This is a genomic window from Pseudomonas sp. GW821-FHT07F01, from assembly GCF_059418825.1.
The window spans coordinates 68,776-92,872 of sequence record NZ_JBWKQO010000004.1 but is presented as its reverse complement, the minus strand read 5'-3'; the positions used below and the strand labels follow the sequence as shown (position 1 = coordinate 92,872).

General features: G+C 63.6%; 23 protein-coding genes. 4 read left to right on the top strand and 19 right to left on the bottom strand.

Annotated elements, in window-relative coordinates:
- Position 1 precedes the first annotated feature (1 nt).
- The 5 genes from AC07R1_RS14685 to ppc form a co-directional block, all read right to left on the bottom strand.
- Positions 2 to 862, bottom strand: coding sequence for a DUF72 domain-containing protein (locus AC07R1_RS14685; protein ID WP_026020060.1), 861 nt, complete (start codon positions 860 to 862; stop codon positions 2 to 4).
- Positions 859 to 1,161 (bottom strand): hypothetical protein, encoded by a 303-nt coding sequence (locus AC07R1_RS14680; RefSeq protein WP_015634315.1) that lies wholly within the window; start codon positions 1,159 to 1,161, stop codon positions 859 to 861. The genes AC07R1_RS14685 and AC07R1_RS14680 overlap by 4 nt, the downstream gene beginning before the upstream one ends.
- A gap of 186 nt (positions 1,162 to 1,347) precedes the next feature.
- A complete protein-coding gene (tsaB, locus tag AC07R1_RS14675) occupies positions 1,348 to 2,022 on the bottom strand; it encodes a tRNA (adenosine(37)-N6)-threonylcarbamoyltransferase complex dimerization subunit type 1 TsaB (RefSeq protein WP_019093910.1) in 675 nt (224 codons plus the stop codon).
- 90 nt (positions 2,023 to 2,112) lie between these two features.
- Positions 2,113 to 2,760 (bottom strand): adenylate kinase, encoded by a 648-nt coding sequence (adk, locus tag AC07R1_RS14670; protein WP_015634313.1) that lies wholly within the window; start codon positions 2,758 to 2,760, stop codon positions 2,113 to 2,115.
- Between the two features lie 289 nt (positions 2,761 to 3,049).
- The gene (ppc, locus tag AC07R1_RS14665) at positions 3,050 to 5,680 is read right to left on the bottom strand and encodes a phosphoenolpyruvate carboxylase (RefSeq protein WP_019093911.1); all 2,631 of its coding nucleotides are present in this window, start codon (positions 5,678 to 5,680) and stop codon (positions 3,050 to 3,052) included.
- A 204-nt stretch (positions 5,681 to 5,884) separates the two neighbouring features.
- On the opposite strand from ppc, the gene AC07R1_RS14660 reads away from it, so the two are divergent.
- The 3 genes from AC07R1_RS14660 (at position 5,885) to lptF (ending at position 7,773) form a co-directional block, all read left to right on the top strand.
- A complete protein-coding gene (locus AC07R1_RS14660) occupies positions 5,885 to 6,229 on the top strand; it encodes a hypothetical protein (RefSeq protein ID WP_015634311.1) in 345 nt (114 codons plus the stop codon).
- A 288-nt stretch (positions 6,230 to 6,517) separates the two neighbouring features.
- Positions 6,518 to 6,931, top strand: a complete 414-nt coding sequence (locus AC07R1_RS14655; protein WP_011059493.1) for a DUF4398 domain-containing protein — start codon at positions 6,518 to 6,520, stop codon at positions 6,929 to 6,931.
- A gap of 53 nt (positions 6,932 to 6,984) precedes the next feature.
- Entirely contained in the window at positions 6,985 to 7,773 is a 789-nt protein-coding gene (gene lptF / locus AC07R1_RS14650; RefSeq protein WP_011059492.1) for a lipotoxin F family OmpA-related lipoprotein LptF, read from the top strand.
- 112 nt (positions 7,774 to 7,885) lie between these two features.
- Here the strand turns inward: lptF and AC07R1_RS14645 are convergent, their stop codons facing one another.
- The 7 genes from AC07R1_RS14645 to prfB all read right to left on the bottom strand — a co-directional run bounded on the left by AC07R1_RS14645 (position 7,886) and on the right by prfB (position 14,732).
- Positions 7,886 to 8,212 (bottom strand): PA3694 family proteiin, encoded by a 327-nt coding sequence (locus tag AC07R1_RS14645; RefSeq protein WP_011059491.1) that lies wholly within the window; start codon positions 8,210 to 8,212, stop codon positions 7,886 to 7,888.
- Positions 8,209 to 9,135: an alpha/beta hydrolase gene (locus AC07R1_RS14640; RefSeq protein WP_495110644.1), complete on the bottom strand. Its 927-nt coding sequence runs from the start codon at positions 9,133 to 9,135 to the stop codon at positions 8,209 to 8,211. Before AC07R1_RS14640 ends, AC07R1_RS14645 begins: the two co-directional genes overlap by 4 nt.
- A 117-nt stretch (positions 9,136 to 9,252) precedes the next feature.
- On the bottom strand, positions 9,253 to 10,530 hold the full coding sequence (locus AC07R1_RS14635; protein WP_011059489.1) for a flavohemoglobin expression-modulating QEGLA motif protein: 1,278 nt from the start codon (positions 10,528 to 10,530) through the stop codon (positions 9,253 to 9,255).
- A 35-nt stretch (positions 10,531 to 10,565) separates the two neighbouring features.
- The gene (locus AC07R1_RS14630; RefSeq protein ID WP_015634309.1) at positions 10,566 to 11,111 is read right to left on the bottom strand and encodes a hypothetical protein; all 546 of its coding nucleotides are present in this window, start codon (positions 11,109 to 11,111) and stop codon (positions 10,566 to 10,568) included.
- Between the two features lie 88 nt (positions 11,112 to 11,199).
- Entirely contained in the window at positions 11,200 to 11,916 is a 717-nt protein-coding gene (locus AC07R1_RS14625) for a TetR/AcrR family transcriptional regulator (protein ID WP_065364558.1), read from the bottom strand.
- A gap of 105 nt (positions 11,917 to 12,021) precedes the next feature.
- On the bottom strand, positions 12,022 to 13,524 hold the full coding sequence (lysS, locus tag AC07R1_RS14620) for a lysine--tRNA ligase (RefSeq protein ID WP_011059486.1): 1,503 nt from the start codon (positions 13,522 to 13,524) through the stop codon (positions 12,022 to 12,024).
- A 112-nt stretch (positions 13,525 to 13,636) separates the two neighbouring features.
- Positions 13,637 to 14,732 (bottom strand): peptide chain release factor 2 gene (gene prfB, locus AC07R1_RS14615; protein WP_100255254.1). Its coding sequence is split into 2 segments (ribosomal slippage): positions 13,637 to 14,659 and positions 14,661 to 14,732, totalling 1,095 coding nucleotides; the frame shifts between segments, so codons are not numbered across the junction.
- 188 nt (positions 14,733 to 14,920) lie between these two features.
- Between prfB and AC07R1_RS14610 the strand changes: the two genes are divergently transcribed.
- The gene (locus tag AC07R1_RS14610; RefSeq protein ID WP_401027008.1) at positions 14,921 to 15,436 is read left to right on the top strand and encodes a hypothetical protein; all 516 of its coding nucleotides are present in this window, start codon (positions 14,921 to 14,923) and stop codon (positions 15,434 to 15,436) included.
- A gap of 5 nt (positions 15,437 to 15,441) precedes the next feature.
- Here AC07R1_RS14610 and AC07R1_RS14605 read toward each other — a convergent pair whose 3' ends face one another.
- From AC07R1_RS14605 to AC07R1_RS14575, 7 genes are read right to left on the bottom strand one after another with little or no spacing between them, the layout of a single operon-like run.
- The gene (locus tag AC07R1_RS14605; protein WP_011059483.1) at positions 15,442 to 16,443 is read right to left on the bottom strand and encodes a response regulator; all 1,002 of its coding nucleotides are present in this window, start codon (positions 16,441 to 16,443) and stop codon (positions 15,442 to 15,444) included.
- Positions 16,444 to 16,491: 48 nt separating this feature from the next.
- Complete coding sequence (locus tag AC07R1_RS14600; RefSeq protein ID WP_011059482.1) at positions 16,492 to 17,502, bottom strand: chemotaxis response regulator protein-glutamate methylesterase; 1,011 nt, start codon at positions 17,500 to 17,502, stop codon at positions 16,492 to 16,494.
- Positions 17,499 to 19,829: a hybrid sensor histidine kinase/response regulator gene (locus AC07R1_RS14595; protein WP_011059481.1), complete on the bottom strand. Its 2,331-nt coding sequence runs from the start codon at positions 19,827 to 19,829 to the stop codon at positions 17,499 to 17,501. Before AC07R1_RS14595 ends, AC07R1_RS14600 begins: the two co-directional genes overlap by 4 nt.
- On the bottom strand, positions 19,826 to 20,512 hold the full coding sequence (locus tag AC07R1_RS14590; protein ID WP_015634305.1) for a chemotaxis protein CheW: 687 nt from the start codon (positions 20,510 to 20,512) through the stop codon (positions 19,826 to 19,828). The genes AC07R1_RS14595 and AC07R1_RS14590 overlap by 4 nt, the downstream gene beginning before the upstream one ends.
- The gene (locus tag AC07R1_RS14585) at positions 20,509 to 21,783 is read right to left on the bottom strand and encodes a CheR family methyltransferase (RefSeq protein WP_015634304.1); all 1,275 of its coding nucleotides are present in this window, start codon (positions 21,781 to 21,783) and stop codon (positions 20,509 to 20,511) included. Before AC07R1_RS14585 ends, AC07R1_RS14590 begins: the two co-directional genes overlap by 4 nt.
- On the bottom strand, positions 21,780 to 22,316 hold the full coding sequence (locus tag AC07R1_RS14580; protein ID WP_011059478.1) for a chemotaxis protein CheW: 537 nt from the start codon (positions 22,314 to 22,316) through the stop codon (positions 21,780 to 21,782). The genes AC07R1_RS14585 and AC07R1_RS14580 overlap by 4 nt, the downstream gene beginning before the upstream one ends.
- A complete protein-coding gene (locus AC07R1_RS14575) occupies positions 22,316 to 23,938 on the bottom strand; it encodes a methyl-accepting chemotaxis protein (protein WP_065364560.1) in 1,623 nt (540 codons plus the stop codon). The genes AC07R1_RS14580 and AC07R1_RS14575 overlap by 1 nt, the downstream gene beginning before the upstream one ends.
- Between the last annotated feature and the right edge of the window lie 159 nt (positions 23,939 to 24,097).

Genomic DNA, 24,097 nt, shown 5'->3' with positions numbered 1-24,097 from the left:
TTCAGAGCAAGCCGAGTTGCTCCGCAGCGGGCTCTCTGTATAACTCAGGCAATGCGGGCAAGCCAGGCAAACGTTGCATCAGCCGGGCGTGAAAACGCCGCGCCAGTTCAGCCGCCAGACGGTTGTCCGAAGTGTGCAGGAACACGTAGGGCGTACGCCCCTCTTCGATCCAGCCGGCGACCTTGTCGATCCAGGGCTCAAGGAAAGGATCGTTGGCCTCAAGCTCCGGATGACCGATGAAACGCACCTGGGGAAACTGGGTGAAGGCTGCGGGGCGCGGTGGCACCTTGGGCTTTTTCGACTGCGCATGCAGCACCGCAGGAGCGGTCGACGTGCAACTGAACAGGGCCCGCGGGTCGAGGCAGATGCGTTCCACGCCACGCTCGCGCAGCAGCCGGTTGAGCATGCGCTCGGCATCGCCCTTGGTGAAGAACTCCGGGTGCCGCACTTCCACCGCCAGCGGCCGCTCCAGGCCATCGATGAACCCGGCCAGTTCCGCCAGACGCTGGGGCGCGAAGCTGGCCGGCAATTGTAGCCACAGCGGCGACACCCGCTCACCCAGGGGGCTGAGCAGCTGGATAAAGGACTCAGCGGCGCTCAACTGCTCGCGCAGGTCGCCGCCGTGACTGATGTCACCGGGGAACTTGGCGGTAAAGCGAAAGTGCTCGGGCATGATCTCGGCCCAGCGCTGCACGGTTCCGGGCGCCGGCCGTGCATAGAAGGTGGTATTGCCTTCGACGGCGTTGAAGACCTGGCAATACAGGCCGAGGAAATCATTGGGCCGGGCGTCTTCCGGGTACAGGTACTCACGCCAGGCGTTTTCGCTCCAGGAAGGACAACCGAGGAAATAAGGCAGCATCAGATATGCAGGTCGAGACCCACCACTTCCATATCCCAATCGACAAAGCCGGCGGTGGTCAGGTAGCTGGCCAGGGCGTTGGCCACGCTCTTTTTCATCGCCCGCTGGAAGATCATGTCCTGGGGGCGGGCGGGAAGATTACCGGTGCGTGGGGAAGAAGCCTGGGAACGGCTCTGGGCCGAAGGCTCGGGCTGCACTTCAATGGCGTCGGCATCGTCCAGGGACTCGTCTACCAGCGCACGGCCTTTGCGAGGCTTGCGCTTGATGGGGTAGGACTGAGAGGAGATGCCGTCTATACGCATACAGAAAAGCCCGGGGTCGATGATGGCAATTTAGCGGCACCGCTTCGACTTAGCAAATGCCCAAGTGATAACTAGAACACAGAAAAGCCAAAAGGTTTAAAACCGGGCAGGTTCAGGCTGAAAAAACGGACGATTGGCGGGCGTATGCGGGAGTTATCCGCATAACCGCGCACATTTGTTCTGGGTTCAACGGGCCTTGGGAGTAGCGACCTTGTCCCGCAGATAGACAGGTTGGGCCTGGTCGGCAACGATCGCCTCGCCGCGCTCCCAGGCAAATTGCGCCAGGGTCAGCAGGTCGACCGCATGCGGCAGCATGCCGGCGTCCTGGCCGCTGAGTTCGACGGCAATGCGCTCGCCATACCCCCAACCGGTGCCCGCGCCGAACCAGTCGCCGCTGGAACCTTCGGGCAGGGCCGCGACTTCCGGCGGCAATACCGCTTCCGCGCCCACCAGGCGCATCTCGCCGGCAACTTCCTGGTAGCAGCCCCAATAGACTTCATCCATGCGCGCATCGATGGCCGAAGCCACCTGGGTCGCGCCATGCTCGCGCAGAGCGCGCTGGGCCAGCACCGCCAGGTTGGATACCGGCAGCACCGGGCGCTCCAGGGCAAAGGCCAGGCCCTGCACCACGCCGATGGCGATGCGCACCCCGGTGAAGGCGCCCGGGCCACGGCCAAAGGCAATGGCCTCGACCTGTTGCAAGGTCACCCCGGCATTGGCCAGCAGTTCCTGGATCATCGGCAACAGCTTCTGCGCATGCAGGCGCGGGATCACCTCGTAATGGCTCGTGACCTTGCCGTCATGCAGCAAAGCAACGGAGCAAGCTTCAGTCGCGGTGTCCAGGGCCAGCAAGGTGCTCATTCGGGGTTCCATAGGCATTGAAAAAAGTGACGCATTATAAACAGCAACGGCCCGCAAGCGGGCCGTTCAACGATCAAACGCTCAGGCAACTCAGCTCAGGGCTTCGAGTACCTTGCCGGTGATCACTTCCACCGAACCGACGCCAGGGATATGGCTGTACTTAGGCTTGCCCTGGGTGGCAGCCAGTTGCTGGTAGAACTCCACCAGCGGCTTGGTCTGCGAGTGGTAGACCGACAGGCGATGACGCACGGTTTCCTCGGTGTCGTCCTTGCGCTGCACCAGGTCTTCACCGGTGATGTCATCCTTGCCAGCGATCTTCGGCGGGTTGTAGACGGTGTGGTAGACCCGGCCCGAAGCCTCGTGCACACGGCGACCGGCGATGCGCTGGACGATCTCTTCGTCGTCGACGGCGATTTCCACCACGTTGTCCAGCTCGACACCGGCCTTCACCAGCGCTTCGGCCTGGGGAATGGTGCGCGGGAAGCCGTCGAACAGGAAGCCATTGGCGCAGTCGGCCTGGCTGATGCGTTCCTTGACCAGGTTGATGATCAGGTCATCGGACACCAGGCCACCGCTGTCCATCACGCTCTTGGCCTTCAGGCCCAGCTCGGTGCCGGCCTTGACCGCAGCACGCAGCATGTCACCGGTGGAGATCTGTGGAATACCGAACTTTTCGGTGATGAACTTTGCCTGAGTACCTTTACCGGCCCCGGGAGCTCCCAGCAGAATTACGCGCATCGATGTGCTCCTCAATTTTTTATTTAGAAACGCTCGGATTCGCCTCGTGGGGCCAATCTCAAAAATGGGGGTGTGGCCGCCCAAACGGCCAAAGGCTGATCAAGATACACAGCCGACACAGCGCACACAAGCAGTCGAAAGTCGGAGGAACCCGGCCCTTTTGTGCCCCATTGGCCGGGTAGAACAAGTCGCAACCCGACAACAAAGTGTCGCCAGATGAACCAGAACGACACCTCGCAATTGCCTTGATCGGGGCTGCCGCGCAGCTGGCCGGCAGCCCTCTCGCACCTCAGCCGGTATTGCGCAAGCCAGCGGCGATACCGGCCACGGAGACCAGCAACGCCTGTTCCACGGGGCTTCCTTGCGGCGCCTGCTGCTTGCGCGAGCGCGCCAGCAGCTCGGCCTGCAACAGATGCAGCGGGTCGAGGTAGGTGTTGCGCAGGCGGATGAACTCCAGGGTATCGGGGCTGTGCGCCAGCAGTTGCGACTGCCCGGTCAGGCCCAGGACCACCGCGCAAGCCTGCGACAATAGGTCGCGTAAATGCTCGCCCAACGGCAACAGTTCGGCCTCCACCAGGCGCTCGTCATAGGAGCGGGCAATATCCGCGTCGGCCTTGGCCAGCACCATCTCCAGCATGTCGATGCGGGTGCGGAAAAACGGCCATTGCTCACGCATCTGCCCCAGCAGGTCACCCTCGCCACGGGCCAGGGCCTTGCTCAAGGCCGCTTCCCAGCCGAGCCAGGCGGGCAACATCAGGCGGGTCTGGGTCCAGCCGAAGATCCAGGGGATCGCCCGCAGGCTCTCGATGCCCCCGGCACGGCGCTTGGCCGGGCGGCTGCCCAGCGGCAGGCGGCCCAGCTCCTGTTCCGGAGTGGACTGGCGGAAGTACTCGACAAACTGCGGATTGTCCCGCACCACCTCGCGGTAGGCCCGGACGCCATCGCTGGCCAGCTCGTCCATCAGGTGACGCCAGGCCGGCTGCGGTGGCGGCGGCGGCAACAGGGTCGCCTCCAGTACCGCGGCCAGATAGAGGTTGAGGTTCTGCTCGGCGATGTCCGGCAGGCCGAATTTGAAGCGGATCATTTCCCCTTGCTCGGTGGTGCGGAAACGCCCCGCCACCGAGCCCGGCGGCTGCGACAGAATGGCCGCGTGGGCCGGGCCGCCGCCACGCCCCACGGTGCCACCGCGGCCGTGGAACAGCAGCAGTTCCACCTGTTGCTCGCGGCAGATGTCCACCAGCCGCTCCTGGGCCCGGTACTGGGCCCAGGCAGCAGCCGTGGTGCCGGCATCCTTGGCCGAGTCGGAGTAGCCGATCATCACTTCCTGCGGCCCTTGCAGGCGCGAACGATAGCCCGGCATGTGCAGCAGTTTTTCCATCACCGGGCCGGCGTTGTCCAGGTCCGCCAGGGTCTCGAACAGAGGCACCACGCGCATCGGTCGCAGCACACCGGATTCCTTGAGCAGCAACTGCACCGCCAGCACATCGGAGGCCGCGCCGGCCATGGAAATCACATAGGAACCCAGGGACGCCGCTGGCGCACCAGCAATTTCGCGGCAGGTGGCGAGCACTTCGGCGGTGTCCGCCGAGGGCTTGAAATAGCCTGGCAACAACGGCCGACGGCTGCTCAGTTCGCGCATCAGGAAGGTGATGCGATCCTCCTCGCTCCAGTCCTCGTAACGCCCCAGGCCCAGGTAATCGGTGATTTCGGTCATGGCCGAGGTATGCCGGCTGGAATCCTGGCGTACATCCAGGCGCACCAGGAACAGACCGAAGGTCACTGCCCGGCGCAGACAGTCGAGCAGCGGCCCGTCGGCAATCACTCCCATGCCGCACTCGTGCAACGACTGGTAGCACAGCTGCAGCGGCTCCAGCAGGTCACGGTTGTTGTGCAACACCTCGGCGCCCGCCGGCACCGCCGCGCTGAGCGCCGCGTGGGCCCAGTTGCGGGTGGCCCGCAGGCGTTCGCGCAATTGCTTGAGCAGCGCCCGATAAGGCTCGGCGCTATCTCCGGCCCTGGCCAGGAGCGCCGTGCTGGCCTGCTGCATGGACAGCTCGGCCGCCAGGTGGTCGATGTCCCGCAGGTACAGGTCGGCGGCCATCCAGCGCGCCAGCAGCAGCACTTCGCGGGTTACCGCAGCGGTGACATTGGGGTTGCCATCACGGTCGCCGCCCATCCACGACGCAAAGCGGATCGGCGCCGACTCCAGCGGCAGGTGCAGCCCGGTGGCCTCGAACAAGGCCTTGTCGGCCTTGCGCAGGTAATTGGGGATCGCCTGCCACAGCGAATGCTCGATCACCGCAAAGCCCCACTTGGCTTCATCCACCGGAGTGGGTCGGGTCCGACGGATTTCCTCGGTGTGCCAGGCCTCGGCGATCAAGCGTTGCAGGCGCTCCTGGATCTGCCCGCGCTCGGCGCTGGTGAGGTCACGGTGGTCCTGGGCCGCCAGTTGCCCGGCAATCGCATCGTATTTCTGGATCAGGGTGCGGCGCGCCACTTCGGTGGGGTGAGCGGTCAGCACCAGCTCGATTTCCAGGCGCCCCAGTTGCCGGGCCAGAGCATCGGCGCTGTGCCCTTCGGCGCGCAGGCGAGCCAGCAGCTCCGGCAGCACCCGAGCCTCGAAGGGTGCCGGCTGCGACTCGTCGCGGCGGTGGATCAACTGATACTGCTCGGCGATGTTCGCCAGGTTGAGGAACTGGTTGAAGGCCCTGGCCACCGGCAGCAGTTCGTCCTCGCTCAACTGGTCGAGGCTGGCGCTCAGCTCGGCCCCCGGCGAGCCACGGCGATCGGCCTTGGCGCCTTTGCGAATCTGCTCGATCTTGTCGAGGAAAGCCTCCCCGTACTGGTCGCGGATGGTATTGCCCAGCAGTTCCCCCAAGAGGTGAACGTCTTCGCGCAAGCGCGCATCAATATCGGTCATCGAGGTGTTCTCCAGCGGACTCAAGGCGGCACGGAAGGCTCAAGAGTGCCGCCTGCACACCTCGCTTAGCAAGCGTGGGGCAAAGCGCACCAAACCTTCGGCGATGCAGCTAGTCTCAAGCATAGGCCGCACGAGGGCCGCCTACCGGCCCCGGCCGGTCCACTCAACCCAGCCTGCCACGAGCAGGTGTTCATTGAGGTCATCATGAAAATCCGTGAACTTGCGCAACACTGGGAAGAAAACGCCAAGGGTCGCCTGACCCGGACCGGCTACCGGATTCACCTGGATGTGGAAGCCGCCGCACGCCTGGCCGCCCTTTCCGAGATGTACCCCAAACGCCAGACCGAAGAACTGCTCGGCGAACTGATCGGCGCCGCCCTGGAAGAGCTGGAGGCGAGCTTCCCCTACATCCAGGGCCAGCACGTCGTGGCCACCGATGAAGAGGGCGATCCACTGTACGAGGATGTGGGTCCCACCCCTCGTTTCCTGGCATTGTCGCGCCAGCATCTGCACCTGCTGGCGAGCCAGTCCGACAAGCCCAAGCACTGAACTTCCACACTCCCGCGGTCACCTGACAATCATCCTTCCCGGCCCTGCAAAGGGTCGGGGATACCCCTGCGCACGGCAAAAGTTCCCGATCTAGAGCCCTGTCCGATGCGTCAGATTTTTTTCCGGCCAATCGCCATCTTTCTCTGAACTATTCAAAAAAGCCTCGGGTCACACCCATTAGCCATCACTGGAACGGCCGTTTCAAATTTTGCCATCAGCGCTCGTCGTCACTGAAGCGTCACGGCGCCAGAACCAGGATGGATTTTGATGTTTTCCAGGAGTTACCCAATGGAGTTGAAGACCATGAAGATCAGCACTGCCAAATCCTCGTTCACCTCTCTGCGCGGGCTGAAGCTGGCCGCGCTGGCCCTCGGTAGCAGCATGGTTCTGGCCGGTTGTGCCGGGAACCCGCCCACCGAGCAGTACGCGGTCACGCAATCTGCGGTCAATAGCGCAGTGAGCGCAGGCGGTACCGAATTTGCTGCCGTGGAAATGAAGTCGGCGCAGGACAAGCTCAAGCAAGCCGAGATTGCCATGCACGACAAGAAGTACGACGAAGCCCGCCGCCTGGCTGAACAAGCCGAGTGGGACGCCCGCGTAGCAGAGCGCAAGGCCCAGGCCGCCAAGGCCGAGCAGGCACTGAAAGACTCGCAGAAAGGCGTTCAGGAACTGCGTCAGGAAGGCATGCGTAGCGTGCAATAAGAAGCCGCCGCCGATTCCCACGTACTCGTATTTGATTGAAAGGACGAACCATTATGCGCAAACAATTGATGATCCCAGCCCTGTTGGCCATGAGCGTAGCCCTGGCGGCCTGCTCCACCCCGCCTAACGCCAACCTGGAAAACGCCCGCACCAACTTCTCCGCCCTGCAGGCCAACCCGCAGGCCAGCAAGGTCGCCGCCCTGGAAACCAAGGACGCCGCCGACTGGATGGACAAGGCCGACAAGGCCTACCTGAACAAGGACGACGAGAAGAAGGTCGACCAACTGGCCTACCTGACCAACCAGCGGGTCGAAGTGGCCAAGGAAACCATTGCCCTGCGCACCGCCGAAGCCAAGCTCAAGGACGCCGGCGACCAGCGCGCCCGCGCCATCCTCGATGCCCGCGACGCGCAAATCAAGCAGTTGCAGGACAGCCTCAACGCCAAGCAGACCGACCGCGGCACCCTGGTGACCTTCGGTGACGTGCTGTTCGCCACCAACAAGTCCGACCTGAAATCCAGCGGCCTGGTGAACATCAACAAGCTGGCGCAATTCCTCCAGCAGAACCCCGATCGCAAGGTGATCGTCGAAGGCTACACCGACAGCACCGGCAGCGATTCCTACAACCAGTCGCTGTCCGAGCGCCGTGCCGGCTCGGTGCAGATGGCTCTGATCCGCATGGGTATCGACCCGGCGCGCATCGTCAGCCAGGGTTATGGCAAGGAATATCCGGTGGCCGATAACGGCAGTGTTTCCGGCCGCGCCATGAACCGTCGCGTGGAAGTCACCATCTCCAACGACAACCAGCCGGTAGCACCACGTTCGTCGGTCAGCCGCAACTGATCGGGCACCCTGCCTATATAGGCAGGTAAGACAAAACGCCGCCGACCTCTTCAGGTCGGCGGCGTTTTTTTATGCCGTTATCCATGTAGGAGCCGGCTTGCCGGCGAACAGATCACTGCTCCAGTTGCGGGGTTTCCTGCCCCATGCAGCGCACGGCCTGCTTCTTCTTGTTCACCAGCACCCCGGTCAGGCCTTTCTGCTGGGTGTCGAACAGCACCAGTACACCGTCGATGCATTGGGCCACTTCATCGGCCGGTTGCAGGGAGATCTTGTAGTCCTCGCCGGGCACGGTCTTGAGCATGGTGAAGTCGCTGAGCAGCAATGCATCCTCCGGTTTGGCGAAGTGCAGGTAGCCGTAGTACCACAGGCTGCCCACGGTGACGATGATGCTGCAGATACCGGTGATGATCATGGGAATGGCGTTGCGTTCTTCACTCATTGCGGACTCTCTGGAGGTTCAACTGCTGAATTCGGGGGCGTCGGGTAATTGGGGATCTCCCCCAGGCGGCGCAACCCGTCGAAATGCTGCGGATCATCGAGGTAGCGCAGCATCACGCGGCGCCAGGTCGGATCGGCAAAGGTTTGCACATGGCCGCCGCGGGTCAGCTGCAGGACCCTGGGCGGGGGCGCAGCTTGATACACACGGATGCCATTGGAAAGGGGCACGATGGGATCGTCGATGCTGTGGTAGATCAGTTTCGGTACCCCGGTCAGGCGCGGCATCGAGTGAATCGCGCTGTCGGTGTCCGGCACCAGCCACGACAACGGAACCTGCAACGGCCAGGTCAGCCAGGAAGTGCTCAGGGCATAGCGCCCGACATCGCGATAACTGGCCGGTACGCCATCGAGGACGATGGCCTTGAGCAGGGCCTGACGTTCGGGGTGCTGTACCAGGTAGTGGATGGCCAGGGCGCCGCCCAGGCTTTGCCCCAGCACGATCAATGGCTTGCCCTGCACTTCGGGGGCCTGGTCCAGCCACTTGAACGCGGCATCCAGATCCTGATAGATCGCCGGCAGGCTCGGTGCACCTTCGGACAGGCCATAACCGCGATAGTCCACCAGCAGCACCTGATAGCCCTGCTCCGGCAGCCACCAACTGCCCCCCAGGTGCCAGGCCAGATTGCCGCCGTTGCCATGCAGGTGCAGCACCGTGCCCTTGACCGCCACTCCGGGTTTGGCCGGCAGCCACCAGCCGTGCAGCTTGAGGCCATCGGCGGTGGTCAGGGTCACGTCACGGTATTCGAGCCTGGCCCGCTCAGGGGTGAAAGGCAGCCCGGGTTCGGGATAGAACAGCAACGAACTGCAGCCCTGCAGGCCCAGCAGCAGGGCAAATACCGCGCAACACTTCAGTAGCCGGCTCATCCGCAGCCCCCTGGCCTGTACCCGGATGGGCGCTGAAGGCCCTGCGGGCCTTGTCGCAGCCTGTGCCAGTGGCTACAGCTGTCTGTGGATACGTCCATGTGCGCCCCCCGGCAGAAGTCAAAGAATGTTGGAGTAGTCCGCCTCGATCCGGTCCAGGCTCAGATGGTTGAGGAAGTTGGAGAAACACATCCAGGCCGACAGCGCGTTCATGTCGCGAAACTGTTCGGGCAGGTACTTGGGTGCCACCACCAGCCCTTCGTCCACCAGCTGGCGCAGGGTGCGCATGTCCTCGAGGGTGGTCTTGCCGCAGAACAGCAGCGGCACCTGCTCCAGCTTGCCCTTGCGCACAGCCAGCTGAATGTAGTTGTAAACCATGATGAAGCCCTTGAGGTAGGACAAGTCTTTGGTAAACGGCAGCCCCGTGGGTACCGACCCGCGGAACACCCGACTGGCATTGCCGTAGCTCTCGGCCATCTCGAAGCCCTGCTCGCGGAAGAACTCGAACACCTGCAGGAAGTCCGCGCCCTCCTCCACCATATGGATGGCCCGGGTGCGGTTGGTCAGCTTGCGCAAGCGGCTGGGGTAAGAGGCAAAGGTGATGATCTCCATCAGGATCGCCAGCCCCTCCTGGGTCACCGTGGACGAGGGCGGGCCCTTGGCCAGGAAGGTGCAGATCGGCTGGTTGAGGCCGTTCAGGGTGGTGCCCACGTGCACCAGCCCCTCATGGACTTCCAGGGCTCGCACGTCACGGTTGTTGAACATCGCATCGCTGCGGATCTTGATGTAGTCGGCCCCCGCCGCGGCGTCGGCGACGATACCGTCGGACTCGAACACCCGGATGGTTTCCTCCGCCTCGCCGAACACCTTGTTCAGGCGGCTCTGCAGCAGGCTCACGGCATCCTTGGCACTCAGGGTCTTGGGTTCGTCCTTGAGATCGCCCCGACCGTCGATGTTGTTCAGGTAATCGGACATCATCAGCCCCAGGTCCGCCAGGGTCGGGTCGCCGGCATGGAAGGCATCGGATGCGGCGCCGTACAGCTCCTGCGAGATCAGGCCGAAGTCGCCGGTACCCCGTGCTTCGAGCATGCGCACCACCATGCGGTATTCCTTGCACATGCGGCGCATGATCTGCCCTACCGGGTTGAACTGGCCCAGTTGGCGGGTGATGTCGCGCTCGATGTTCTGGAATTCCAGCTTCACCGCGCCAGAATCGAAAGACAGTGGCCGCCCCTCGTAATAGGCGCGGTCCACCGCCGGCATTTCCTTGCCCTTGGCCTTGAGAAAGCCTTTGCGGACGTTCTCGTCCCACTTCACCGCATCCAGCACGCGGATCGGTGTCTGGGCCAGCACTATGCGATCGGACAAGGTGCGTATCGTCTGCTGGTAATCGTCCACCAAAAGCTCCTATTGAATGGGTCTGTAGCGCGGGGTCACTTGCCCACGCGCTTGAAGCGCGCCGCCTCGACGAACAAGTCGGAATTGGCGGGGTCGTCAAGGTAGGCGAAGACCTCGGGCAAGGGGCTGCTGATCAGCACGCCATCGCCTTCGGCCGTGGCCATGGGCTCACCGTTCAAGGCCTTTTGACCCAGGGCCTGGCGAATCTGTTCCAGGTCCAGGGTGTAAAGCACCAGTTCGTGCCTTGCCGTCAACTCGAAGCCGGCAATGCTGTAGTGCCCGCCAAAGGCCTGGGGCACCGCCGCTGACAGGTACCAGCGGTTGCCATGCCGGGAAACGGTGAAATCATAGGTGTCCCGCGGGCGCGCCGTACCGCCTGGGTAACTCGAGGCACGGTAGCGGTTGGCGCCGATCTGGCTGAGCTGGATGTTCAGCGGCTCGCCCCAGGCATTCTTGCTGGCCCACTTGCCCAGCAATTGGGCAGGCGCCGCCTGCGCAGCCGGCAGCGGCTCCTTGAAGGCCACCAGGCAACCGCTGAGCAGCAGGAACGACAGGGCAATCAGGACGCGCCAGGCTTGCATGCAACTCTCCCATGAACACCAGAATCACTGTAGCCGCTGGCGCGGGCCACGACCGCCAGGCCGCAGCCGGCAAGTCAGGCCGGGCGGCTCAGACCGAAGCCAGAACCAGATGCATGTAGCGCGTGAGGATGCCGAGCATCTCTTCTTCCACCAGCGGCTCGGCGCCGTTGAGCAGGCCCTGATATTCCATCCGGCCGATTATCGACGTCAATACCTTGGCATCCTGCTGCGGCTCCCGCGAGCCCAGGACCTGGAAAAACTGGCAAGTGCCGTGCAGCAGGATCTGCTGGTGCGAGCGCACCAGCTGCGCCAGGCGCGGGTTGAGCAAGGCTTCCTGGCGGAAGGCCTGTTCGGCCATCAAGTGTTCACGACGGGTATTCAACTGGCGCCGTACGTAATCGGCGGTCATACGCGCGATATCGTCGGCCAGTTGCGAGCGCGAGGCAGCGCTGCCGTCGCCATAGGCGACCATTTCCCGCAGCAGCCCCTCGTTGCTGGCCCACAGCTTGGCCATGAACGCCGCGCTGCGCTCCACGTACTGGGCGAAGGTATCGGTGAGCAGGTCATCGATATCCTTGAAGTAATAGGTGGTGGCCGACAAGGGCACACCGGCTTCGGCGGCCACCGCACGATGGCGCACGGCCCGCACGCCGTCACGCACGACAATGCGCATGGCGGCATCGAGAATGTCCTGTCTACGCTGCTCACTGCCTTGGCGGCTGGCCTTGCGGCCCTGGTACTGAACACTTTCAGCCACCGCAGTGGCGATGCCAGCTGCACCTTCTTGAGCAATTGCGCGGTTCACGACAGGTATTCCCTCTTAAAAATCACACAGAATTAGAAGCGGTACGTCAGTTCCAACCAGACAATAAAAAGCCGCCTGATAAAGGCGGCTGATTATTCAGAGCACTTAAGCTTGCGGCCGCATGTGCGGGAACAGGATCACGTCGCGAATCGACGGCGAGTTGGTCAGCAACATCACCAGGCGGTCGATACCGATGCCCTCGCCGGCGGTGGGCGGCATGCCGTATTCCAGGGCACGGACGAAGTCGGCGTCGTAGTGCATGGCTTCGTCATCACCGGCGTCCTTGTCCGCCACCTGGGCCATGAAGCGCTCTGCCTGGTCTTCCGCGTCGTTCAACTCGGAGTAGGCGTTGGCGATTTCGCGACCACCAATGAACAGCTCGAAACGGTCGGTGACGTTGGGGTTATCGTCGTTGCGACGGGCCAGCGGCGACACTTCGAACGGGTACTGGGTAATGAAGTGCGGCTGCTCCAGCTTGTGCTCCACCAGTTCCTCGAAAATCATCACCTGCAACTTGCCCAGGCCTTCGAAGCCCAGCACCTTGGCACCGGCCTTCTTGGCGATGGCGCGAGCCTTGTCGATGTCGTTCAGGTCATCAGCGGTCAGTTCGGGGTTGTACTTGAGGATCGAGTCGAACACCGACAGGCGCGCGAACGGCTCGCCGAAGTGGAACACCTTGTCGCCGTACGGCACGTCGGTGCTGCCCAGGACCAACTGCGCCAGTTCGCGGAACAGTTCTTCGGTCAGGTCCATGTTGTCTTCGTAGTCGGCGTAAGCCTGGTAGAACTCCAACATGGTGAATTCAGGGTTGTGACGGGTCGAAACGCCTTCGTTACGGAAGTTGCGGTTGATCTCGAACACTTTCTCGAAACCGCCAACCACCAGGCGCTTCAGATACAGCTCAGGGGCGATACGCAGGAACATTTCCATGTCCAGCGCGTTGTGGTGGGTTTCGAACGGCTTGGCCGCCGCGCCGCCAGGGATGGTCTGCAGCATCGGCGTTTCGACTTCGAGGAAGTCGCGCTTCATCAGGAAGCTGCGGATGTGGGCGATCACTTGCGAACGCACGCGGAAAGTCTGGCGTACTTCTTCGTTGACGATCAGGTCGACGTAGCGCTGACGGTAGCGCTGCTCGGTGTCGGTCAGGCCGTGGTGCTTGTCCGGCAGCGGGCGCAGCGACTTGGTCAGCAGGCGCACATTGGTCATTTCAACGTACAGGTCACCCTTGCCGGAACGGGCCAGAGTGCCTTCGGCAGCGATGATGTCGCCCATGTCCCAGGTCTTGACGGAGGCCAGGGTTTCTTCGGACAGGGTTTTACGGTTGACGTAGACCTGAATGCGACCGGTCATGTCCTGGATCACCATGAACGAGCCACGGTTGAGCATGATGCGACCGGCAACCTTGACCGGGATTGCAGCCTCTGCGAGCTCTTCCTTGGTCTTGTCCGCGTATTTCTTCTGCAGATCTTCGCAGTAGTTTTCGCGGCGGAAGTCGTTCGGGAAGGCATTGCCCTTGGCGCGCTCGGCAGCAAGCTTTTCCTTGCGCAGGGCGATCAGGGAGTTTTCTTCCTGTTGCAGGGCTTGCGGGTCGAGTTGTTGGTCGCTCATGTCTTTTGAAATTCCATCACAGGTTCATTGCCCCCAGGCCTTCGGCCTGGAGATCGCCGGCAAGCCGGCTCCTACGGGATCGCACCGTGTCAGCCGATCCCGTATTGCAGTATTACAAGCCCGATTTCAGGCTGGCTTCCAGGTATTCGTCGATGTCGCCGTCGAGTACCTTGTCGCAGTCGCTGCGTTCGATGTTGGTGCGCAGATCCTTGATCCGCGACGCATCGAGCACGTAGGAGCGGATCTGGTGACCCCAGCCGATGTCCGACTTGGTGTCTTCCAGCGCTTGCGACGCGGCGTTGCGCTTCTGCATTTCCTGCTCGTACAACTTGGCCCGCAGCATTTTCATGGCGGTGTCCTTGTTGGCGTGCTGGGAACGTTCGTTCTGGCAGCTGACCACGGTGTTGGTCGGTACGTGGGTGATACGTACGGCCGAGTCGGTGGTGTTTACGTGCTGACCGCCGGCACCGGAGGAACGATAGGTGTCGATCCGCAGGTCTGCCGGGTTGATTTCGATTTCCACCTTGTCGTCGATCTCGGGCGAGACGAAAACGGCGGAAAACGAGGTGTGGCGACGGTTGCCGGAGTCGAACGGGCTCTTGCGCACCAGACGGTGCACGCCGATCTCGGTGCGCAACCAGCCAAAGGCGTATTCGCCCTTGATGTGCACGGTCGCACCTTTGATACCGGCGACTTCACCGGCCGACAGTTCCATGATGGTCGCGTCGAAACCGCGTTTGTCGGCCCAGCGCAGGTACATGCGCAGCAGGATGTTGGCCCAGTCCTGGGCCTCGGTGCCGCCGGAGCCGGCCTGGATGTCCAGGTAGGCGTTGTTCGGGTCCATTTCGTGGCTGAACATGCGGCGGAATTCGAGCTTGGCGAGGTTTTCCTCGAGACGGGCCAGCTCGGCGACGACATCGCCCACCGCGCCTTCGTCCTCTTCCTCGACCGCCATGTCCAGCAGATCGCGGCAATCGGCCAGGCCGCCGTTCAGTTCGTCCAGGGTCTCGACGATCTGTGCCAGCGCTGCGCGCTCGCGGCCCAGTTCCTGGGCGTATTCGGGTTTGTTCCAGACACTCGGATCTTCAAGCTCGCGATTGACCTCGGTCAGACGCTCATGCTTTTGATCGTAGTCAAAGATACCCCCGAATAGTTTCGGAGCGCTCGGACAGGTCCTTGATGGTGTTCAGGATCGGGTTGATTTCCATGGGGGGCGGCACTCGTTGGCGAACTTTTGAAAGCCGGAGATTATAACGGAATCACTGATTCACGGCAGCCCGCTTAGCGGCTTTAAGCGCAATTAGACCCGCTAATTTAAGCGCCAGGACCTATACAATCCGAGCGTGAATGCCACTTCTCGCACTCGATTGCCAGCAGAACCAGGAAACAGGCCGCCATGGAGAGAACCCTCAGCGACTCGCAAATCCGCTACATCAAGGCCCGCGAGCGTCGCAATCTCAGGGGAGCACAGGCATTCATATGCCTGTTCCTGAGCCTGTTCGTGCTGATCCTGCTGCAAGGGGTCTGGCTGTTGATCTCCCCACAGCTGGCCTGCGCCCTGCTGGTGCCGTGGGCGATCTTCCTGTGGTGGTGGGTCTTGCATCGTCTGAAAGGCCAGCAAAGCGAGGTGGCAGCCCGGACCCAGTGGCTGCAAGGTCAATTCAGCGCCACCTGGGTCTCCAGCCACAGAAATGGCCACTTCAGCTACAGCTTCGGTGACTACCCCATCGCCGCCTGCTGCCGGCTGAACAACCTCTTCAACGAGAAAAGGCTCGACCTGCACACCCGATACAGGGTCGAAGCCGCCCTTCTCACCTGCTCGCAAACCGCAAGCCACAGCTACTACCTGTTCGGCGACACCCTGGTGCCCGTCACTCGGGCCCCGGAGACCGACGAGCAGCCTGGAAGCTGAGGCGGTTACTCGATCCCGACCTGGTTGCGACCGTTGTTCTTGGCCAGGTACAGCCCCTTGTCCGCCGCCGAAATCAACTGCCGGCAATGGCTGTTGGGCTGCGGCGTTACGGTGGAAAGACCGATGCTGATGGTCAGGCTCGCGCCCTCCACCGGCGCGATATGGGGGATTTTCAAGGCTTCCACCGTCTGGCGCAGCTTCTCGGCCACCAGTCGCGCCCCGCCCGGCGAGGTATTGGGCAGCACCAGCACGAACTCTTCGCCGCCGTAGCGGGCCGGCAGGTCGGAAGGCCGGCTGCTGGCCTCGCGAATCGCCGTGGCCACCTTGCGCAGGGCTTCGTCGCCCTCCAGGTGGCCGAAGGTGTCGTTGTAGGTCTTGAAGTAGTCGACGTCGATCATCAACAGCGACAGCTGGCTCTGTTCACGCATCGCCCGCCGCCACTCCAGCTCCAGGTACTCATCGAAATGCCGGCGGTTGGACAGCCCGGTCAGGCCGTCGGAGTTCATCAGCCGTTGCAGCACCAGGTTGGTGTCCAGCAGTTGCTGCTGGCTGACCCGCAGGGCGCGGTAGGCCGCGTCACGCTGCAACAGGGTCATGTAGGAGCGGGAGTGATAGCGAATGCGCGCCACTAGCTCGATGTTGTCCGGCAGCTTGACCAGGTAGTCGTTGGCCCCGGCGGCAAAGGCCGCGCTCTTGATCAGCGGGTCTTCCTTGGTGGAGAGAACGATGATCGGGATGTTCTGGGTCGCCGGGTGGTTGCGGTACTCGCGCACCAGGGTCAGGCCGTCCAGGCCCGGCATCACCAGGTCCTGGAGAATCACCGTGGGCTTGATGCGGATCGCCTGGGCAATGGCCTGGTGCGGATCGGCGCAGAAGTGGAAATCGATGTTTTCCTCGTTCGCCAACCCACGCCGCACCGCTTCGCCGATCATGGCCTGGTCGTCCACCAGCAACACCATGGCGGCATTTTCGTCGGTCTTGAATTCGTCGAGCTGTAAATCATTCATGGGTTGTCACCTGAATTGCTACCTGGCCAGGACAGCTGCGTTTATCAGTCATTTGGCAAATATCTCCAGCAAACGTGGAGCGATCTTGTCCAGCGGGCGAATCTCTGAGGCGGCGCCGATGGCAGCGGCCGCCTTGGGCATGCCATACACCGCACTGCTGTTCTGGTCCTGGGCGATGGTCAGATAACCCTGATCACGCATCAGCTTCAAGCCCTGGGCGCCGTCACGGCCCATGCCGGTCAGCAGCACCCCCACCGCATCGCCATTCCAGAAACTGGCAACGCTCTCGAAAAACACATCGATGGAGGGCCGGTAGATCTCGTTCACCGGCTCGGCGGTATAGGCCAGGGTGCCGTTCTTCAATAGACGGATATGATGGTTGGTGCCCGCCAGCAGGACCTTGCCGCTTTGCGGCGGCTCGCCTTCCCGGGCCAGGCGCACCTCCAGGCCGGAGGCACTGCTGAGCCATTCGGCCATGCCTGCGGCAAACACCTGATCAACGTGCTGGACCAGCACGATGGCGGCGGCAAAGTCCTTTGGCAAGCCCTTGAGCAACACTTCCAGAGCCGCCGGCCCACCCGCGGAGGAGCCAATGGCCACCAGGCTCTGGCGTGGCGCACCGCTGCGCAGTGGCTGGGGCGCGGAACGCACCCGGCTGCCGCGCTGGCCGATCAGCCAACCGATATTGAGGATCTTGCGCAACAGTGGCGCCGCCGCTTCCTGGGCATTGCCCGCGCCCAGGGCCGGGGTGTCCACCACATCCAGCGCGCCGTGGCCCATGGCTTCGAACACCCGGTGCACATTCTGCTGGCGATCGACGGTGACGATCACGATGGCGCACGGCGACTCGGCCATGATCCGCCGCGTGGCCTCGACGCCATCCATCACCGGCATGATCAGGTCCATGAGAATCAGGTCCGGGGTCAGTTCGGCACAGTACTTCACCGCTTCCGCACCATTGGTGGCGACCCACACCACCTCGTGGCTGGGGTCGAAGGCCAGGGCACGGCGCAGGGCCTCCACGGCCATGGGCATGTCATTGACTATCGCTATCTTCATGCCCGCGCTCCTCCAATCAGTTCCACCACTGCATCCAGCAGGGCGTCGTCATGGAAACTGGCTTTGGCTAGATAATAGTCGGCACCGGCATCCAGTCCACGGCGCCGGTCTTCCTCACGGTCCTTGTAGGACACCACCATCACCGGCAGGGACTGCAGGCGATTGTCACGACGCAAGAGTGTGACCAATTCAATTCCATCCATTCGCGGCATGTCGATGTCGGTGATCAACAGGTCGAAGCTTTCCGAACGCAAGGCATTCCAGCCATCCATGCCATCCACTGCCACCGCCACGTCGTAACCGCGGTTGATCAGCAGCTTGCGTTGCAATTCACGCACCGTCAGCGAATCGTCCACCACCAGAATACGCTTGCGCGCGGCCTGTGCGTGCTGCTGATGGTTGCGCGCAATGCGCTCCAGACGCCCGGTATTGAGCAGTTTGTCCACCGAGCGCAGCATGTCCTCGACATCCACGATCAGCGCCACCCGGCCGTCATCGAGCAGGGCTCCGGCGGAGATGTCCTGAATCTTGCCCAGGCGGTCGTCCAGCGGCAGCACTACCAGGGTGCGCTCGCCGATGAAACGCTCCACGGCGATCCCGTACACCGCATCGCGCTCGCGGATCACCACCACTTTCAGAGTTGGCGCGCTTTCCTGGGTTGCCGGCCGCTGCAGCAACTGGCTGGCGGCGACCAGGCCGACATGCCGGCCTTCGTGCCAGAAATGCTGGCGCCCTTCCACCTGGACGATGGCCTCGGGCTCCAGGTCGCACATGCGTTCGATATGGGCCAGCGGGAAGGCGTAGGCCTCGTCGCCGACCTCCACCACCAGGCTGCGTACCACCGACAGGGTCAGCGGCACCTCCAGGTGGAAACGGCTGCCCTGGCCAGTGTCCTGTTCCAGCACCACCGCCCCGCGCAGCTGACGCACCATGTGCTGCACCGCATCCAGGCCGACGCCGCGACCGGAGACCTCGGTGACCTTGTCCCGCAGGCTGAAGCCCGGCAGGAACAGGAAGGTCAGCAACTCTTCCTCACTGAGCTGGGCCGCGGTCTGCGCCGGCGACAACTGGCGCTCGACAATGCTCTGGCGCAAACGCTCCAGATCGACCCCATTGCCGTCGTCACTGAGTTCCAGCACCAGCAGACCGGCCTGGTGGGATGCCCGCAGGCGAATCACCCCTTCCGCCGGCTTGCCCGCCAGCAGGCGCTGCTCCGGCAGTTCGATGCCGTGATCGACGGCGTTGCGCAGCAAGTGGGTCAGCGGCGCTTCGAGTTTTTCCAGCACATCGCGGTCGACCTGGGTCTTCTCCCCCTCGATCTCCAGGCGTACCTGCTTGCCCAGGCTGCGACCCAGGTCGCGAACCATGCGCACCTGGCCGGTGAGTACGTCGGCAAAGGGCCGCATGCGGCAGGCCAGCGCGGTGTCGTAGAGCACCTGGGCACGCTGGCTGGCCTGCCAGCCGAATTCGTCGAGCTCGGCGGTTTTCTCCGCCAGCAACTGCTGGGATTCGGCCAGCAGGCGCCGCGCATCCGCCAGGGCCTCCTGAGCCTCCAGGCTCAAGGCATGTTCCTTGAGGTGCAGGTTGAGGTTTTCCAGGGCGGTCAGGCTGTTGCTCTGGATCCGCCGCAGGCGCTGCAAGGTGGCCAGGTAGGGCTTGAGCCGCTGGGTTTCCACCAGGGATTTGCTCGACAGGTCCAGCAGGCTGTTGAGACGTTCGGCCGTGACCCGCAGCACCCGCTCGCCGCCTTCGGTCATGCGCTTGCCCGGGCGAGCGGGCTCATGGGCGGGTTCGCTGGCAGCCAGCAGCACGGGCTCGGCCTCGGCCTCGGGCTCGCCCAGGAACGCTCCATGGGCTTGCACCGGGGCTTGCGGTTGTGCGATTGGCAGCTCCGGCACTGGCGGTTCCGGCATTTGCGCCGCCGGCATCGCGGCCCCTGGGGTCAACAGGCGCTCCATCAGGGCCACGTACAACGGGATGTCCGCGGCGACCAGCTCCGCACCGCCCGGGGTGGCGATGCGCATCAGCAGGTCGGTGCCCTGCAGCAGGGCATCGATATGCTCGGGCTGCAGGTACAGCCGCCCTTCCTGGGCGCTCACCAGGCAGTCTTCCATCACGTGGGCAACGCTGACCCCGGCATCGACCCCGACAATCCGCGCCGCGCCCTTGAGGGAATGGGCTGCGCGCATGCAGGCTTCCAGCTGGTCGGCCTGGGTCGGGTTGCGCTCCAGGGCCAGCAGCCCGGTGCTGAGCACCTGGGTCTGGGCTTCGGCTTCCAGGCTGAACAGCTCCAGCAGCGAGGCGTCGCGCATCTGATCGGGGGTCATGTCAGGCTCCGGGTCACGGCCGCGAGCAATTGCTCTTCGTCCAGCAGGCGCAGGCTGCGCCCCTGCCATTGCAACACGCCACGGGTGTACTTGGCATTGGCCTGCTCGCCGGAGGCCGAGGCGCCGTTGAGGATGCGCTCGTCGATGGCGTGGATGCCGTGCACTTCGTCCACCGGCACCACCACCGGGCCTCCGGCGGCGCCGATGATCAGCATGCGCGGCATCACCCGTCCTCCCGCCGGCGCGGCCGGGGAAGGATCCAGCCCCAGAAGCTCGGTCAGCGACAGGCAGGCCACCAGCGCCCCGCGGACATTGGCCACCCCCAGCAGGGCGCGCGAACGCTGGTGCGGCAAGGAATGAATCGCCTGCTGCGGTGCCACTTCCAGCAGGCAGCGGGTCGGCAGGCCCAGCCACTCTTCGCCGAGGCGGAACATCAGCAGCGAGCGAGTGACCACATCGCTGTCGGCCTCCAGCACCACCGAATGCTCGCGGTCCTCCTGGCGCAACGAATAGCGGTCCAGCAGGCGGGTGGCGGCGGCCGAATACACCGAGCAGTTGCGGCAATGAATGTGCTCGGCCAGCAACGGGCAGGACTTGTCGCCATGGATACCGATGCGGTTCCAGCAATCATCGATGGCCTGCGCATCTTCACGGGTGACGTCCAATGAATAGGGATGGCTCATCGTTTCAACTCACTGTCGGCAGAGCGAACGCTGCGGGCCGCGCGCTCCTGCAATCGTTGGGCCCCGGCCACATCACCCTGGGAAGCCAGCAGCGCGCCCAAGTGCGCCAGGGCTTCGGGGTGCTGGGGCGCCAGGTACAGGGCCTTGCGGTAGTAACCCTGGGCTTCCATGGCGTTGCCGGCCACATCGCTGAGCAGGCCCAGCCAGTAGAACACCTGGGCCACCGGCTCGTGCTGCTGCAAATAACGCTCGCAGGCGGCACGGGCCTCGGCGCTCTTGCCCTCGTTGGCCAGGGCGGCAATGGTGGCCAGCAGGCTGGCGGCATCGCTTTCCATCAGCGCGCCGTCGCTCAACGGCGCCGCTACCGGGCGCCTGGCGAACGGCCGTGGGCGCGGCGCCGGGGGCACCAGGCTGCGCACGGGAACCGGCAGCGGCAAGGGTTGCGGCAGCACCACCGGGGCCGGCTCGGGCTCATGGTGGCGGCTGAAGGCGAAGGACTGCGGGATGCCGATGGAGCGCATGCCCAGGCGGCCCAGGAGGCTGCCTTCGGCGGGGCCGATGAACAGCACGCCCTCTTCATGGGTCAGGCGCTTGAGCACCTCGAACACCTGGCGCTGGGTCGGCTGGTCAAAATAGATCAGCAGGTTGCGGCAGAACACGAAATCGAAGGCCGGTTCACTGGCCAGCAAGCCCGGATCCAGGACATTGCCCACCTGCAACCGCACCTGCTCACGAACCCGCTCGCTCAGGCGATAACGCTCGCCTTCTTCAGGGTTGAAGTGCCGCTCGCGAAACTCGATGGGCTGGCCACGAAAGGAATTCTTGCCGTACAGCGCAGCCTTGGCCCGCTCCACCGACAACGGGCTGACGTCCAGGCCGTCGACCTTGAACTGATGCGGCGCCAGGCCGCCATCGAGCAGGGCCATGGCGATGGAATAGGGCTCCTCGCCGGTGGAGCACGGCAGGCTCAACAGGCGCAGGGCCCGCATGCCCTTGATCTGCGCCAGCCGCGCCTTGGCCAGCTTGACCAGGGTAGCGAAGGATTCCGGATAGCGGAAAAACCAGGTTTCCGGAACGATCACTGCTTCGATCAGGGCCTGCTGCTCATCCCGCGAGCCTTGCAGTTTCTGCCAGTACTCATCGCTGCTGCGGGCATACAGGGCATTGCAGCGCTGGCGTACCGCGCGCTCGATGATCGCCGGCCCCACGGAGGCGACATCCAGGCCGATACGTTCCTTGAGGAAATCGAAAAATCGTTGCTCCTCGCTCATCGAGGCTCCTCAAGCGATGCCGGATCCAGGGGCACGGCGGGAAACAGCAGCTCACGCACCTTGAGGGGCAGCAGGTCGTCGACCCGCACCCATTGCAGCAGGCCCTGGGCGTCTTCGCGCACCGGCCCCAGGTATGGCGCCTGGCGGTTGTCCAGGCCATAGGGCTGGAACTGCGCCGGGTCGCAGCGCAGGGTGTCGTTGGCCTGCTCCAGCAACAGCCCGAGAATCCGCGCCGGCTGCCCGGCATCGCCACGGTAGTGCACCAGCACCAGCCGGGTACTGGTGCGCAACTGCGCCGGGCGGCCGAAGGTCAGCTCGCACAGGTCGATGACTGGCACCACCACGCCGCGATAGGCAAACACCCCGGCCACCCAGGACGGCGCCTGGGCAATGGGCTTGAGCTGCAGGCGCGGCAACACCTCCACCACATCCACGGCCTGCAGCGCATAGCGCTCCTGGCCGATGCGGAACACCAGGAACAGAGCATTCCTGGCACCAGTTGCGCCGTTGCGCTTGTGCGCGAGCTCATCCATCAGACTTTGAAACGCGAAACGCCGCTGCGCAGCCCCACCGCCACCTGGCTCAGCTCGTCAATGGCAAAGCTGGCCTGGCGCAGGGACTCGACGGTCTGGCTGCTGGCATCCCCCAGTTGCACCAGGGCATGGTTGATCTGCTCGGCACCCGTGGCCTGGGCCTGCATGCCCTCATTGACCATCAACACCCGCGGAGCCAAGGCCTGGACCTGATGGATGATCTGCGACAGCTGTTCACCCACCTGCTGCACCTCGGCCATGCCGCGGCGCACTTCCTCGGAAAACTTGTCCATGCCCATGACCCCCGCCGACACCGCCGACTGGATCTCACGGACCATCTGCTCGATGTCATAGGTGGCCACTGCGGTCTGATCCGCCAGGCGCCGCACCTCAGTGGCGACCACGGCAAAACCGCGGCCGTACTCGCCGGCCTTCTCGGCCTCGATGGCGGCGTTGAGCGACAGCAGGTTGGTCTGGTCGGCGACCTTGACGATGGTCACCACCACCTGGTTGATGTTGCCGGCCTTCTCGTTGAGGATCGCCAGCTTGGCGTTCACCAGGTCTGCCGCGCCCATCACCGAGTGCATGGTGTCTTCCATGCGCGCCAGGCCCTGCTGGCCGGAGCCGGCAAGCACCGAGGCCTGGTCGGCGGCGCTGGACACTTCGGTCATGGTGCGCACCAGGTCCCGGGAGGTCGCGGCGATCTCCCGCGAGGTGGCGCCGATTTCCGTGGTGGTGGCGGCCGTCTCGGTGGCGGTGGCCTGTTGCTGCTTGGAGGTGGCGGCGATCTCGGTCACCGAGGTGGTGACCTGCACCGAGGAGCGCTGGGCCTGGGACACCAGGGCGGTGAGCTCGGTCATCATGTCGTTGAAGCCGGTTTCCACGGCGCCGAACTCGTCCTTGCGGTCCAGGTTCAGGCGGCCGCTCAGGTCACCGGTGCGCATGATTTCCAGAATGCTCACGATACGGTTCATCGGCGCCATGATTGCGCGCATCAGCAACAGGCCGCAGAGCCCGGCAGCCAGCACCGCCAGCAGCAACGACACGCCCATGCTGACCTTGGCCGCGGCCACTGCATCGTCGATGGCGGCGGTGGCGGAGTCGGCCACGGCCTTGTTTTCGCTGATGATGTCGTTGAGTTTCATCCGCCCGGCGGTCCAGGCCGGGGTCAGTTGCTCATTGAACAGGCGGATTGCCTCGGCTTCCTGGCGACGCTGGTGCAGATCGAGCACGGCGGCCTGGATGCGGTTGAACTCCTGGTGGTCCTTCTCGAAGGCATCGAACTCGCTCTGGTCCTCGCGGCTGTTGATGGTCTGCTTGTAATTGGTCATCTGGGTCTGCAGGCGTTCTTCGAAGGCCTTGAAGTCCGCCTTGTCCTCGGCGCTGATGTCCTGATTCTGCTTGAGGCCGATGATTTCCTGGGTCTGCAGGTAGGTGTCGACCCAGGCGCTGCGGATCATCGAACTGAAATAGACCCCGGGCACCGCGTCATTGCGCATGCGCTCTTCACCGGATTCGATCTTCAACAGCCGCGAGTACGAGACGACGACCATCAACAGCATGATGGCGATAATCACCGCAAAGCTCGCCAAAATGCGTTGGCGCAACGTCCAGTTCTTCACAGTCAGTCCTCGAGGCCATTCAAAAATGTGGGGAGTATAGCCGAGGACGATGCAGGTTTTATGGGTGGTTTAGCACCACGGTTGGCACTTTCGATAAATTTGTGCACCCGCTCTGGATGGCGGCTCAGCGGCGGTTTTATCACCCCAGCCAAGGCAATT

Coding starts and splice junctions, on each gene's coding strand:
- AC07R1_RS14630 (WP_015634309.1), bottom strand. CDS start 11,111: ATGCAAGCCTGGCGCGTCCTGATTGCCCTGTCGTTCCTGCTGCTCAGC.
- AC07R1_RS14590 (WP_015634305.1), bottom strand. CDS start 20,512: ATGAGCCATCCCTATTCATTGGACGTCACCCGTGAAGATGCGCAGGCC.
- AC07R1_RS14605 (WP_011059483.1), bottom strand. CDS start 16,443: ATGAATGATTTACAGCTCGACGAATTCAAGACCGACGAAAATGCCGCC.
- lysS (WP_011059486.1), bottom strand. CDS start 13,524: ATGAGCGACCAACAACTCGACCCGCAAGCCCTGCAACAGGAAGAAAAC.
- AC07R1_RS14645 (WP_011059491.1), bottom strand. CDS start 8,212: ATGAGTGAAGAACGCAACGCCATTCCCATGATCATCACCGGTATCTGC.
- AC07R1_RS14585 (WP_015634304.1), bottom strand. CDS start 21,783: ATGAGCGAGGAGCAACGATTTTTCGATTTCCTCAAGGAACGTATCGGC.
- AC07R1_RS14600 (WP_011059482.1), bottom strand. CDS start 17,502: ATGAAGATAGCGATAGTCAATGACATGCCCATGGCCGTGGAGGCCCTG.
- AC07R1_RS14680 (WP_015634315.1), bottom strand. CDS start 1,161: ATGCGTATAGACGGCATCTCCTCTCAGTCCTACCCCATCAAGCGCAAG.
- tsaB (WP_019093910.1), bottom strand. CDS start 2,022: ATGAGCACCTTGCTGGCCCTGGACACCGCGACTGAAGCTTGCTCCGTT.
- AC07R1_RS14655 (WP_011059493.1), top strand. CDS start 6,518: ATGGAGTTGAAGACCATGAAGATCAGCACTGCCAAATCCTCGTTCACC.
- AC07R1_RS14610 (WP_401027008.1), top strand. CDS start 14,921: ATGGAGAGAACCCTCAGCGACTCGCAAATCCGCTACATCAAGGCCCGC.
- AC07R1_RS14580 (WP_011059478.1), bottom strand. CDS start 22,316: ATGGATGAGCTCGCGCACAAGCGCAACGGCGCAACTGGTGCCAGGAAT.
- ppc (WP_019093911.1), bottom strand. CDS start 5,680: ATGACCGATATTGATGCGCGCTTGCGCGAAGACGTTCACCTCTTGGGG.
- AC07R1_RS14660 (WP_015634311.1), top strand. CDS start 5,885: ATGAAAATCCGTGAACTTGCGCAACACTGGGAAGAAAACGCCAAGGGT.
- adk (WP_015634313.1), bottom strand. CDS start 2,760: ATGCGCGTAATTCTGCTGGGAGCTCCCGGGGCCGGTAAAGGTACTCAG.
- lptF (WP_011059492.1), top strand. CDS start 6,985: ATGCGCAAACAATTGATGATCCCAGCCCTGTTGGCCATGAGCGTAGCC.
- AC07R1_RS14595 (WP_011059481.1), bottom strand. CDS start 19,829: ATGACCCCCGATCAGATGCGCGACGCCTCGCTGCTGGAGCTGTTCAGC.
- AC07R1_RS14640 (WP_495110644.1), bottom strand. CDS start 9,135: ATGAGCCGGCTACTGAAGTGTTGCGCGGTATTTGCCCTGCTGCTGGGC.